General features: G+C 53.1%; 11 protein-coding genes. 6 read left to right on the top strand and 5 right to left on the bottom strand.

Going from position 1 to position 12216, the window contains the following annotated elements:
* Positions 1 to 95 precede the first annotated feature (95 nt).
* The 3 genes from IMY23_RS07745 to IMY23_RS07755 all read left to right on the top strand — a co-directional run bounded on the left by IMY23_RS07745 (position 96) and on the right by IMY23_RS07755 (position 2314).
* Positions 96 to 605, top strand: coding sequence for a GNAT family N-acetyltransferase (locus IMY23_RS07745; protein WP_192821529.1), 510 nt, complete (start codon positions 96 to 98; stop codon positions 603 to 605).
* Between the two features lie 214 nt (positions 606 to 819).
* On the top strand, positions 820 to 1434 hold the full coding sequence (locus tag IMY23_RS07750) for a deoxynucleoside kinase (RefSeq protein WP_192821530.1): 615 nt from the start codon (positions 820 to 822) through the stop codon (positions 1432 to 1434).
* A 208-nt stretch (positions 1435 to 1642) separates the two neighbouring features.
* Complete coding sequence (locus IMY23_RS07755) at positions 1643 to 2314, top strand: hypothetical protein (RefSeq protein ID WP_192821531.1); 672 nt, start codon at positions 1643 to 1645, stop codon at positions 2312 to 2314.
* A gap of 8 nt (positions 2315 to 2322) precedes the next feature.
* On the opposite strand, the gene IMY23_RS07760 is transcribed toward IMY23_RS07755, so the two are convergent.
* The 4 genes from IMY23_RS07760 to IMY23_RS07775 form a co-directional block, all read right to left on the bottom strand.
* The gene (locus tag IMY23_RS07760; protein ID WP_192821532.1) at positions 2323 to 2724 is read right to left on the bottom strand and encodes an STAS/SEC14 domain-containing protein; all 402 of its coding nucleotides are present in this window, start codon (positions 2722 to 2724) and stop codon (positions 2323 to 2325) included.
* Positions 2725 to 2940: 216 nt separating this feature from the next.
* Entirely contained in the window at positions 2941 to 4305 is a 1365-nt protein-coding gene (locus IMY23_RS07765; RefSeq protein ID WP_192821533.1) for a peptidoglycan DD-metalloendopeptidase family protein, read from the bottom strand.
* A gap of 181 nt (positions 4306 to 4486) precedes the next feature.
* Positions 4487 to 4744, bottom strand: coding sequence for a hypothetical protein (locus IMY23_RS07770; protein WP_192821534.1), 258 nt, complete (start codon positions 4742 to 4744; stop codon positions 4487 to 4489).
* Between the two features lie 492 nt (positions 4745 to 5236).
* Positions 5237 to 6064 (bottom strand): MOSC domain-containing protein, encoded by an 828-nt coding sequence (locus IMY23_RS07775; RefSeq protein ID WP_192821535.1) that lies wholly within the window; start codon positions 6062 to 6064, stop codon positions 5237 to 5239.
* 384 nt (positions 6065 to 6448) lie between these two features.
* On the opposite strand from IMY23_RS07775, the gene xseA reads away from it, so the two are divergent.
* The 3 genes from xseA to IMY23_RS07790 all read left to right on the top strand — a co-directional run bounded on the left by xseA (position 6449) and on the right by IMY23_RS07790 (position 9336).
* The gene (gene xseA, locus IMY23_RS07780) at positions 6449 to 8029 is read left to right on the top strand and encodes an exodeoxyribonuclease VII large subunit (RefSeq protein ID WP_192821536.1); all 1581 of its coding nucleotides are present in this window, start codon (positions 6449 to 6451) and stop codon (positions 8027 to 8029) included.
* 116 nt (positions 8030 to 8145) lie between these two features.
* Complete coding sequence (xseB, locus tag IMY23_RS07785) at positions 8146 to 8358, top strand: exodeoxyribonuclease VII small subunit (protein ID WP_192821537.1); 213 nt, start codon at positions 8146 to 8148, stop codon at positions 8356 to 8358.
* 222 nt (positions 8359 to 8580) lie between these two features.
* Complete coding sequence (locus IMY23_RS07790) at positions 8581 to 9336, top strand: peptidylprolyl isomerase (protein WP_192821538.1); 756 nt, start codon at positions 8581 to 8583, stop codon at positions 9334 to 9336.
* A gap of 584 nt (positions 9337 to 9920) precedes the next feature.
* Here IMY23_RS07790 and IMY23_RS07795 read toward each other — a convergent pair.
* Positions 9921 to 12020, bottom strand: coding sequence for a M13 family metallopeptidase (locus IMY23_RS07795; protein ID WP_225986448.1), 2100 nt, complete (start codon positions 12018 to 12020; stop codon positions 9921 to 9923).
* Positions 12021 to 12216 lie beyond the last annotated feature (196 nt).

Here is a 12216-nt window from a genome sequence, read left to right on the forward strand (position 1 = left end):
TAAAACCTAACAGGCATTAGCAAGTGTTTGGGCTTATTTTTTACCAATTGATTCTAAGAGAAACGCTATTTTTGCCGAAGCGTAATTCTTTTTCCATGAACTTCACCCCTTCTGCGGCGCCCGTACAGGTTTCTGTCACTACAGACCCAGCCGTTATTCAAGAGCTGGCCCTGGCCACCTGGCAAACCACCTACCAGCACATTCTGGCCCAGGCACAAATAGAGTACATGCTGCAGACTTTTTACACGCAAGAGGCCTTGCAACAGCAAATGGGCACCGGCCAGACTTTTTTGCTCGCCTCTCAGGCCGGGGTGCCTGTGGCTTTTGCTGCTTTCTCCTGCTCCCAGCCCCAGGAAAACCTCTACAAACTCAACAAGCTTTACATTCACCCAGAATACCAGGGCCTGGGCGTTGGGCGGTTGCTGCTGGAGGAAGTAGTTTCTCGGGCCAAAACCATGGGAGGCAAGGAACTGGAGCTGAACGTACACCGCTTAAACCCCGCGTTTTACTTTTACAAACGCCATGGATTTACGGTGCATCTGGTGGCAGATATTCCGTTGGGCGATTTCGTTTTGAACGATTACATCTTGCGCAGGCCCTTGTAACGCTGGGGCAGGTTTCTGTTTTCGGGCTCAAAATCTTAAATGGAGGCCAAACCAGGCAAATTGAATCCAAGGTTAACAAAAAGACTTTGCGCCAGAAATAAATTTCCATTTCGGCCTGCGTTCTTTTTAGCTGTCGGGCCGAGGGCGGTGCAGGTAAATCAGGAGGAAAGCTGTACTTTTGCCGTCCCCCTTTTTTATTTCATAACCAGAGCATATGCACATTGCCATAGTAGGGAACATTGGAGCCGGTAAGACCACCCTGGCCACCAAACTGGCCCAGCATTTTAAATGGGAGGTTTTTTTGGAGGCCGTTGATGACAACCCCTACCTCAAAGATTTCTATGACGACATGCCCCGCTGGGCGTTTCACCTGCAGGTGTTTTTCCTGAACAGCCGGTTCAACCAGGTGTTGCAAATCAATGACGCTAAGCATGACGTGGTGCAGGACAGAACCATTTATGAAGACGCCTACATTTTCGCCAAGAACCTGCACCAGTCTGGCATGATGAGCGACCGCGACTACCAGAACTACTTCAATTTGTTCCTGTCCATGACCAAGATGGTGAAGGCACCAGATTTGCTGGTGTACCTGAAAGCCGATTTACCCAAACTGATTGGCCAGATCCAGAAACGGGGCCGCGACTATGAGGAGAACATTTCGCTGGCCTACCTCAAAAACCTGAACGAGCATTATGAGCAGTGGATCAGCGGCTACAAACACGGCAAGTTGCTGGTGATAGACGTGAACAACATAGATTTTGTGCAGAACCCTGAAGACCTGGGCTCTATCATTGAACGAATCAATATAGAACTGTTCGGGCTTTTTTAGGCTGTTGGCCTTACCTTTTCCGCGTCCTTCCGGCTTTCTTTGGCGCAAGTAGAGAGGACCTTTTTTTATATCGAAATTATGGATTCAGCCTTTTCCGTTTTGGGGCCCGTTTTCAGAAATGAGCCCGAAAACGGAAACCAAAGGCTGCTTCTTGTTGGCGGTTTATCTCAACGGGCAGGTTTCCGTATAAATACCAAAAAGGAATCGTATGCAGAAATTTCCATTATTACTTGCCAGCCTTCTTTCTGTGGGAATTTTAACGTTCACGGCCTGCGACACCACCTCTCAGGAAGCCAAACAGGAAGTAAATCAAACCGAGAACAAGGCGGAGCTCGAACTGGCCGAACTGCGGGACTGGATGAAAGACAAAACAGAGAAAGTAGACAGCGCCGCCGACCGAAAATGGCCGCAGATCAAGGAAGAATTCAAGGAGAAAAGCAGCCAACTGGACAGCCGGGTAGACAGCCTCTCGGTTAAATCTAAGGAAGAATACAAGGAGCTCAGGCGCAAGTTCAACAACTGGGAAGCCCGCAACGCCCAACGCGAAGCCCTGCCCCTGCACCCGGAGACCATGGACCGTTTCAAGACTGAACTGCTGGGTTCCGCAGACGCCTTAAACCAACCCTGGGCCGCCACCCACGTGCGAAATGTGTACACCACGTTTCTGCAGAATGTGCGGGCCCGCCACGGTTCCTGGACTGCCTCTGACTGGGAATACGCCAGCGCCCTGTACCGGCAACTGAACGCCAAAAAAGATGACACCGAAGCCAATATCTCCTTGCTCACCCAGGACAAACTCAAGATAAAAGCCCTGCAGGCCGAGTTTCTGGCCCTGGAGAAAGCCAAAGCCACCAAGCAGCTCTACAAAGAAATCAGGTAAACTTGGGGTTAGACACTCGCCAGCCACTGGCGGGCCGAGGGCAGATCACGGAAGAGTTGCATCTCACAGGCGGGAGCCAGGCGGCGCTGCAAATCCTGTGACGGCGCCAGATCATGCAAATCCCTGGAAATCACCATAGATAAAAACCGAAGACCGCCTTCCAGCGCCTGCGGCAACCACTCATACTCCAGCCAGTCATTGGCATCTTCCCAGTCACCGGTAACTTCGCTTTTGTCATTGAGCAGCCTGGGCGTCTTATGTCCCTTCAGAAATTCAAGGTATTTTCCGGCCGTGGTGATCACGTCCTCAGAATCAATATGGCCGCTCCACTTCACGTAAATCCAGTCCTTTTCCGGGTCATAGGAAATGGTGCTGTTGGAATGTGCTCCTACGTTTTGCCAGTTCGTCATGCCCTTGCTTGGTTAACCCACTGATTTCCATCTCATTTGGCGCTATACCTTGAGACACCAGCGGTTCTGGCAAATACGTATTACTACTTATGAATGTTGTTGAGCAACTTTCCGGGTGATTATCTCTTTCCCAAACACTTATTTACATCATAAAAAGAGCGAATATTCTTTCAAAGATTCGCCCAAAAACAACACAACTCAAACTGCCAGAAATAGTTAACGGGTAGCCGAAGCGGGAATCCAGCCGGTCTCGCCTTTCTGGTCTTTCACCAGCCAGAAGTCGTCTAGTTTGGCCAGCACGCGCACGGTGGAGTCAGGGGTCAGGGTCTGTTTGGCGGCGGCTTCTGGGTTTGAGGTTTCCAGCAAAGGAGCTTCGCGTTTGAGTTTCAAGGACTGCAGGGGTTTCTCCACGCCTTCCAGCAAACTTCCGGAGATGTAACCCTGGCGGCCATCTGCCAATTGCACGCGGTACCAACTTCCGGAACCTCCCAGCACCTGCACCGGCGCGTGGCGGCCCAGCGTGGCCAGGCTAGCCGAAGAAGTGGCCGGCGCTTCCCGCACCGTGGTTTTTTCTTTTGTCACGCGGGTCCAGGCATTCAGGTTTTTGGTGTCAATTTGCAAGGCTGCGGGTGGGGTTCTGTCTTGGTGCACGTACGGGAACGGGTCCACGGCGCCTTGCCCAAACTGGTAAATCCCGAAGTGCAGGTGCGGTGCGGTGGTGATGGCGTTGCCGGTGTTGCCCATGAGCCCCAGCGTATCGCCCACTGCTACACGCTGGCCCGGTTCCACGGTTTGGCTGTCCAGGTGCGCATAATACAGGCTTTGCTGTCGTTTCACATCGGTGAGCCAGACCACTTTTCCGCCAATGGGCGTGGTGTTCACCCGGCTCACCACGCCTTCCACAGACGCAACCACGGGCGTGCGCCGCGGCGCGAAAATGTCAATGCCTTCATGTCGTCGGGCGCCGGCGTCACGGTCTTGGCCCCAGAAGCTCTGCACCGCGCGGCTGTCTTTGCCCTGCACCGGGAACGCCAGCACCGGGCCGGTTTCTATGGTGACGGTGTACTGGCCGCTGCGCAGCAACTCGGGCTGCAGCCGAAGAATGTGGGGCAGTTCCTCGTCTATTTCATATTCCAGTTGCAGGCTGGTGGTGTCTGCCGACGCCACGCGTTTGGGGTTTCCGGGGTTGGCGGCATCTGTCTCAAACAAATCCAGAAACACCTGGGGCACGTTCTGGCCTTTGGTCTCTACGCGCACCGCCACTTTCTGCCCGCGTTTCACGGTGAACCGGTAGCCGGCGGCGCTGGGTTTGTCTGCGGGGAAATAGCCGGTTTCCTTAAAAGGCAAGGTCACGGGCACCGGGGCCTGCAGGGCCTTGGCGCTGGCGGCCACCCATTGCTGGCCCAGGCCGGTCTGGTCCAACTTGGCGTCTTTGAGCGCGGCGGCGTACTTCTCATGCCCCGACTGGCTTTTGAAAACGCCCCGCAACGTGTTCTGCGGACTGCAACTGCCCAACATGAGCAACATACTCACTACTATATAAACCGGAAAGGCCTGGCTTGTACTTTTCTTGAACATCATGTGTTACGGGTATAAAACAACAGGTTATACGTACGCAGCAAGGCTGGTTTGAAGTTCTGTGCCGCGACTTTTAATTTATTTCTGTTACCAACTTGAATTCCACCAAAGCAAAAATCCCGTTTTCGGGCTCATTTCTGGAAATGAGCCCGAAAACGGGATTCACAACAAAACCTGGGTTAAACTATTCTTCTTCTAGCCGCTGGAAAGGGTGTTTGTACGTTTTGGCTTCTTCCTCCTGCATTACCTCATATTGGTCCAGCATGAGGTTGAGGTTACCGGAGTTGGTGCCTTTCACGTACACGCCCTCTGGGGTACGGTAAATGGCGTAGTTGTGCTGCCCAAACGGGAAAAGGTTGTTGCTCCGGAGTTCTTTGGCGTAGGTCAGGTCCAGTTCTTCGCCGCCGGTGGCAGTTACTAAGTAGAGGCTATGAGATGTCATAAAGTAAGGTCTTCAGGAGGAAAGTGAGAAAGTAAAAGTAGAAAACGAAGCCTAGAAATCAGCGAAAGTTACCCTTGAAATCATCTTCCCTTTAAATTGGCATTTCCGTTTTTGGCTTCGTTTTCAGAAATGAGCCCGAAAACGGACTGTGCGAAGCTGTATTCTAGATGATTTCGCACAGCTTGACTTCTCCAACGCATTTCTGAGCCACACATTTCCAGTGAAATTCCTCCATTTTTGCTTTGTAGAAAAGAATTTTACTTCAGCCACCGTTCAGGACAGGTCAAGCCCTGTGCCTACATTACCATGTTTAGGGACGGCGACTTTATGGCGCGGAAGTTACTTCCATGCCATAGAAGAAAACGAGAATTCATCATGAAATGAAATCATCCCCCAACCCCCTTCAAAGGACGACGAAATACTTGCCATTTGCCTTCGCTGGAAATTTCCGTTTTTGGCTCCGTTTCCAGAAATGAGGCTGAAAACGGAATGCTAATCCTCTGATCCGGTGGCGGCTTCCATGACCACAATTTTGTCGCCTAGGGAGATTTCGCCGGTAGAGAGGCCAATCAGATTCATCCCGAACATGACTTTGCCTTCTTGCTTGCGGTAGGTGCTGAGCGTGGTGAGCGGTTCCTGGCTGGCCTGGGCGGTGTCTTGGTCAATGGTGGTCACGTTGCAGCGGCCGCAGGGCTTGGTGCCGTAAAAGAGCACGTTGCCAATCTTGAAGGTCTTCCAATGCTCCTCGTCATAAGGCGCGCCGCCGGTGAACACAAAGTTGGGCCTGAACCGGTTCATGGGCAAAGGCTCTTCCAGGCGGCTGTTCAAATCATTCAGAGACTCCTGGCCGATGATCAAAAACGGATAGCCATCAGAAAAACTCACTTTCTCATTGTGCTTGGCGTAGTTGGGGTCAATGAGCCGGATGGAATTGTCGGGCATGTAGACCAGGCGGCAGTCCACGCCCAGGGCTTGGGTAAACCAGGCGTTGGCCTCGGCGCTCACAATGTAGGCGAAGCAGATATCGTCCCAGACGGTCACCAAAAGAGAGCGCGTGCTGGTGGTCTCAAACGGTACGTGCAGCGGCGGCAGGTCTTTGGTTTTATGCGTGACCACCAAACCGTTTTCGGCCAAATTTACTTGGAGCAAGGCCATTTCGGCCAATTTGCGCTGGGTCAGGAACACGCCACTTTCGTCAATGAGCATCCAGCGCCGGTCATACTGCAGCCCGCGTTCATCTACCTGGCTGGTGGTCAGGGAAATGCCGCCCAAACTCTTGATGGGGTAAATAAATAGCTGGCTAAGGACTAATGTTGACATATAACGTGGAACTGTGCGCGTGTTCTGGCCCGCTTGGGCAGCCAAATGTAATAATGATTCTGTGATCAAGTTTAAAATTTGTGGTTCCGGTGGCAAAAAGCCATCTCAGCAAACTGCCTTCGTGCTTTTCCTGCCTTTTCAGCACCGCTTGTAAGCGGAAAAACAGATTGGCAGCACCTTACCCTATCATTCTTAGCCTTCGGAATCAAAAATGTAAACTTGTTCTTAAAACGCGAAGCTGCCCCAGAAGGATTTGCACTTTTAACACAATTACTAGCGAATTAAGGACAAAAATCGGCTTGGCTAAAAATAATAGCTAAATGGTTGGTGTGTTTGGTAAAAACCGTAATTTTAGGAGATTGAAAATAAAGAGGAGCGCTAGGCATGGGGATACATTTTCAGAGTTACCGCGAAGAGATTTCGCTCACGGTGAGCACCCACCGGCCACTCACGCTATTTGAGTTCAACCGCCGCCTGCGCGAGGAGATTGAGAACGCCCTGCCCCACCGCTACTGGATCATTGCCGAGATTTCTGAGGCGCGCGTGCACCACGGCTCCGGCCACTGCTACCTCACCCTCACCGACAAAGACCCCGGTGCCAAAAGCACCCTCACCGCCCAGGCCCGCGGCACCATCTGGAAACGCCAGCACCAGGAAATTGCTTCTTATTTTGAAGCCCAGACGGGCCACAGCCTTCGGGCCGGACTGAAAATCCTGTTCCAGGCCAGCCCCCGGTTTCATGAGCTCTACGGCTTCAGCCTGGACATTCATGATATTGACCCCACCTATACGCTAGGTGATTTGGCCCGCCAGCGCCAGGAAACTATCACGCGTCTGCAAACCGAAGGCCTGCTGGACCTAAACCAGAAAATTAACTTGGCTTTGGTGCCGCAACGCCTGGCCGTTATCTCCTCGCCTACCGCCGCTGGTTATCAAGATTTTGTGGCACAATTGGCGAATAACCCGTTTGGCTATGATTTCAGGCTGACCTTGTTTGAGGCCAGCGTGCAGGGCACCGAGGCGGTTTCTTCCATCAAGGCTGCCTTACACCGCGTGACCTTGCAGCAGCAGGCTTTTGACGCGGTCATCATCATTAGAGGTGGGGGTTCGCAGACAGATTTGCTGTGCTTTGACCATTATGATCTGGCGGCCACCGTGGCCCAGATGCCCTTGCCTGTTCTCACCGGCATTGGCCACGAGCGCGATGAATCTGTGACGGACTTGGTGGCGCACACGCCGTTGAAAACCCCAACCGCCGTCGCGGCTTTTCTGGTAGACAGGCTGAACGAGTTTGAAGCCAATGTAGAACAGTTATTTTTGCAGGTACGCGACACGGCCGCGGCTTTGGCTGTGCAGCAAGAAAGGCGCATCACGCAGATTGCCACCCAGTTACAGCAGCGCACCAACACGTTTCTGCACCAGCGCCAGCACCATCTGGAGTGCCAGACCCGCACTTTGTCAGACAAACCACAGAAATTCCTCACCGAAGAACAGCGCCATGTCATGTGTGAGGAACTCAGGCTCACGCACAGTGTGCAGCAAGTACTCAGAGCCAAGGAAGCCAAACAATTGCAGTACCACCAACAGCTGGAAAGCAACAGCCAGAAAAAAGTAGATGCCGGCAAGCGCAGCCTGGCGCACGTGGAGCATTGCCTGGAGTTGTATGCCAAAAACCAGCTGCAGAAAGCCACGCTCACGTTCCAGAAAAACCAGCAGCGGTTATTGTATGGCGCCAAAGACCACCTGCAGATCAAAGGCCACCAACTGCAACTGCTGGAGATGGACATGCGCAGCCATGACCCCGAAATCATGCTCATGCGCGGCTACACCCTCACTTACGTGAACGGCAAGCTCCTCAAATCCATTGACCAGCTCAAGAAAGGCGATAAACTGCAAACCAAACTGTTGGCCGGCTCCGTGGACAGCACCGTCACCCAGGTAAAACCACCAGACCTTTTTACTTGAGAATTGGGAAGTACGAATCAGGAATGTGTCCATCCTTTTTGTGCAATACGCTCCTTCCAATTCAAAATTCCCACTTCAATTCTTAATTCCCAATTCCTAATTTTAAATGAAACGCCGTGAGTAACATAACCTATAAACAAGCCACCCAGGAACTAGAGACCATTCTCAAAGCCATTGAAAACGATGACGTGGACGTGGACGAACTTACCCAAAAAGTGCAGCGGTCCTCAGAGCTCATTAAACTCTGCAAGCAGAAACTCAGGAACGCCGAAGATGCCATCAACCAGGTCTTCAACGACATTAACTGCGAAGACCCCAAGGCGGAATAAATCCTGAAACTTGCGTTTTCGGGCTCATTTCTGGAAACGAAGCCAAAAACGGGCAAGGCGGCTTCTGGGCGGCCTTGCCCGTTTTTTGTGGTGTTCATGTACCATCTAATTTGTTAAGTTGTTTGCCCGCGTTTTTGTGCGCGCTCAAAATTCGGTTGTTCCCGGTTTGGTTTTATGCCGCCGCAACTGCTAGTTTTACCTGAAGCAAATCTCTTTGAATCTATGCGTTTTCTACCTGTAGTTTTCGGTTTCGGCAAATGCCTGGCCCTGGCTTTTTTAATACTCACCAGCTGCCAGCAGAAGCCCGCCGAGGCACCGGCCGCCCCTGCACCACCTGCTCCGCCAGTCCCTACCCTGCTCACAGACACCACCGCGCAAGATTCTCTGGCCGCTTACGCCCTGGCCCACCCGCATGACACGCTGGTGCTCCTTTCCACACCCAAAGGCGATATTAAAATACGGTTGTTCCAGGACACGCCGCTGCACCGCGCCAATTTTGTGCGGCTGGCCAACTATGGGTTCTTTGACAACACTGTTTTTTTCAGGGTAGAGAAAGATTTCATGATTCAGGGTGGCCGGTCAGATTTCCAGACCATGAAGATTGGCGTTTATAAAATTCCGCCGGAAATACGGCCCCATTATTACCATAAACGCGGCATGGTGGGCATGGCCCGCTACGGCGACAAGGAAAACCCCGAGCGCAAATCGTCTAACCGTGATTTCTACATTGTGCAGGGCCACCCCATGAGTGAGTTGGAGTTGCAGGCCAGCATCAGGGAATTCAATTTAAAACTCACCCCTGCCCAAAAGCGCGTGTACCGCACCCAGGGCGGCGCACCCAACCTGGACCAGCAGTACACCATCTTCGGGGAAGTGGTGGAAGGCATGGCTGTGGTGGACAGCATTGCCGCCACGCCCGTGGATCAGCAGAAATGGCCGGTGAAGGAGGTTACTATGAAGGTGAAGGTGCTGAGGTAGTAGTTACTTTTAGTGGATTGCCTTTTTTCTCCTTTTTCGCCGTTGTTGGTGTTATCACCAACAACCTGAACTGCGTTTCTAGCTGCTTTTGTGCACGCAGTTTGCTTTCCTTTCAAATGACCGCTTACTCCTGAGTTTTACAAGACAGCCTTTTCCATAGCCCGGCTCCGAGCGCTCACGGCCGCGAGGCCCCGCCTTCCCCTCTCGCACTGCCCGTCTTGGCCATTTCTGATATTTGTTTCATCGCATCAGCCATACAAGGCCAACCCGCGAGGCGCTCGATGGAAAGGCTGGAAACGGTGCGATTCGATAGGCCGTCTGCGCTTTTGGAACCGAATTAATTGCGTTTCGGGCTCTAAATTGGAAATGGAGCCGAAACTGGGATTCGGTTGCAGGTGGTAGAGACAAGGCACTGCCTTATCTCTACGCTTGAGGTTCCTGCTGTTACTCAAAAGACCTCGTAGCGCGCGCAGCTCCTACGAGTGTCTCCGCTAAAAAACCCTTCTGACATACCCAAAAAAACGCACCCCATGTCTGAGGTGCGTTTTTGGCTCCATTTCCGGAAACGGGCCCGAAAACAGGAATTACCAGATATGCACGCGCTCCGCGTCTGGGCGGTACATCTTGTTGTCCGGTCCGCACCCGAAGGCTTTGTAGAACTGCGGCAAATTAGACAACGGCCCATTAATCCGGAACTGGGCTGGGGAGTGTGAATCTGTTAACACTTGCTGGCGCAAAGCGGCTGGGGTGGAATTGTTCCGCCAGATTTGGGCCCAAGCCAGAAAGAAGCGCTGCTCCGGCGTGAAACCGTCAATCTTGCCCACGTTTTTGTTTGCAATGGCTTTCTGCAGCGCACTGAAGGCAATGTTCAGACCGCCAATATCGGCAATGTTTTCGCCCATGGTCAGTTTTCCGTTCACAAACACGCTGTCAAGCGGCTGGTAGGCGCTGTATTGGCGGTCCACCAAATCAGTGCGCTGCTTGAATTTGGCCTTGTCTTCGGCGGTCCACCAATCGCGGAGGTTGCCTTGGTGGTCAAACTGGCTGCCCTGGTCGTCAAAGCCGTGGGTGAGTTCATGTCCAATCACGGCACCCATGCCACCGTAGTTCACGGCATCATCGGCGTTGGGGTCAAAGAAGGGCGGCTGCAGAATTCCGGCCGGGAATACAATCTCGTTCATGCTGGGACTATAGTAGGCGTTCACGGTGGGCGGCGTCATGCCCCACTCGGTGCGGTCTACGGGTTGGCCCAGTTTGGCCACGTTGCGGTTGTAGTTCCAGCGGGCGGCGCTGAGCATGTTCTGCACATAGGAATCACGGCTGATGGTCAAGCCAGAATAATCGCGCCATTTGTCTGGGTAGCCAATCTTCACCGCGAAGGCGTTCAGTTTGGTCATGGCCTGCTGCTTGGTGGCCTCGCTCATCCAGTCCAGGTTTTTCACATGTTCCTGAAACGCGGCACGCAGGTTGTTCACCATCTCCAGGGCTTTGGCCTTGGCGGCCGGCGAAAAGGTTTTCTCTACATACGCTTGTCCTAAGGCTTCGCCGATGGTGGCATCTGTAGAACCCAAAATGCGTTTCCAACGCGGTTGCATCTGGCGGGTGCCATTCAGGAACTTGCTGTTGAAGTTGAAGCTTTCCTGCACAAAAGCCATGGGCAGGTAGTTGGCCGTGCCCCGCACTAGGTGCCAGCGCAGGTAGGTTTTCCAGTCAGATACGGGAATGCTGGCCAGCATTGTGTTGGCTTCCTTCAAGAACTCGGGCTGCGCCACAATAATCTCAGTGGCAGCCTTGGCGTTCAGTTGGCCTAAAAGTGTGTTCCAGTTGAAGTTGGGCGCCAGTTTCTGCACCTCGGCCAGGGTCATTTTATTGTAGGTGGCATATGGGTCGCGTTGCTGCACGCGGGTCATAGAGGCTTTGGCCAGGCGCGTTTCCATCTCCACCACTTTGGCGGCGTTGCGCTGCGCGGCGAGTTGGTTGTCGCCCAAAAGCATGAACATGCGGCCCACGTGGCGCTGGTATTCCTCTTTCACGGCTTGTGACCTGGCATCAGAATTCAGGTAATAATCACGGTCAGGCAAGCCCAAACCGCCCTGCCGAATACTAGCGATGTGTTGCGTGCTGTTTTTTCGGTCCTGCCCCACACCAAAGCCGAACAGGGCGCCGCTGCCCAGCATTTTCTGCTGCGCGATGGTCTGCAACAAGGTGTTTCTGTCTTTGATGGCGTTGATGCGGTCCAGTTCTGGTTTCAAGGGCGCAATGCCGGCGCGCTCAATGGCCATGGAGTCCATGCCGGCGGCGTAGAAGTCCCCTACCAATTGGGTGCTGGAGCCTTTGGCGGCGTTGCGCTGGGCCACGGCGGCATTGACCACTGCTAAAAGAGCCGCATTGTTATTGTCTCTCAGTTCATTGAAACTGCCCCAGCGGCTCTCGGCGGCGGGCACGGGATTGTTTTTGAGCCAGCCGCCGTTGGCAAACTGGTTGAAATCCTCGCACGGCGACACGCTACGGTCCAAGTTGGCCATGTTCAAACCTATGCCCGGCACAATGGCCTCTGTGGTGCTGGCCACGGCGGTTGCCGAAGCCGTGGAAGCGGTTTGTTGAACGGCAGGTTTGCTGCAACCCAGGGCCAGCGTGCCGGTGAGGGCGGTGGCCAGCCAGATACTTTTGTGTTTCATCATCATAAGGAAAACGTTGGTTTAGTAAAACAAACATCCCAAAGCGGGGGAATCCATTGGGCTAATTTACGAAACTCCCGGGCCCAGGTCAAGTTGTTCCTAACGCTTGTTTGGCACCAGGCTTATTATTCTACCTGCCCGAATGCCTAATCACAAGTGGTAAAGATTCGTGCTTGAATATTTTTTTACGCGGAAGGCCTGC

It is taken from the genome of Rufibacter sp. LB8 (genome assembly GCF_014876185.1).
Taxonomy (GTDB): Bacteria; Bacteroidota; Bacteroidia; order Cytophagales; family Hymenobacteraceae; genus Nibribacter.

What these genes read in the sequence shown, in the direction of transcription:
- IMY23_RS07755 (WP_192821531.1), top strand. Translation starts at nt 1,643, where the DNA reads ATGCAGAAATTTCCATTATTACTTGCCAGCCTTCTTTCTGTGGGAATT.
- IMY23_RS07745 (WP_192821529.1), top strand. Translation starts at nt 96, where the DNA reads ATGAACTTCACCCCTTCTGCGGCGCCCGTACAGGTTTCTGTCACTACA.
- xseA (WP_192821536.1), top strand. Translation starts at nt 6,449, where the DNA reads ATGGGGATACATTTTCAGAGTTACCGCGAAGAGATTTCGCTCACGGTG.
- IMY23_RS07790 (WP_192821538.1), top strand. Translation starts at nt 8,581, where the DNA reads ATGCGTTTTCTACCTGTAGTTTTCGGTTTCGGCAAATGCCTGGCCCTG.
- IMY23_RS07775 (WP_192821535.1), bottom strand. Translation starts at nt 6,064, where the DNA reads ATGTCAACATTAGTCCTTAGCCAGCTATTTATTTACCCCATCAAGAGT.
- IMY23_RS07750 (WP_192821530.1), top strand. Translation starts at nt 820, where the DNA reads ATGCACATTGCCATAGTAGGGAACATTGGAGCCGGTAAGACCACCCTG.
- IMY23_RS07795 (WP_225986448.1), bottom strand. Translation starts at nt 12,020, where the DNA reads ATGATGATGAAACACAAAAGTATCTGGCTGGCCACCGCCCTCACCGGC.
- IMY23_RS07770 (WP_192821534.1), bottom strand. Translation starts at nt 4,744, where the DNA reads ATGACATCTCATAGCCTCTACTTAGTAACTGCCACCGGCGGCGAAGAA.
- IMY23_RS07765 (WP_192821533.1), bottom strand. Translation starts at nt 4,305, where the DNA reads ATGATGTTCAAGAAAAGTACAAGCCAGGCCTTTCCGGTTTATATAGTA.
- IMY23_RS07760 (WP_192821532.1), bottom strand. Translation starts at nt 2,724, where the DNA reads ATGACGAACTGGCAAAACGTAGGAGCACATTCCAACAGCACCATTTCC.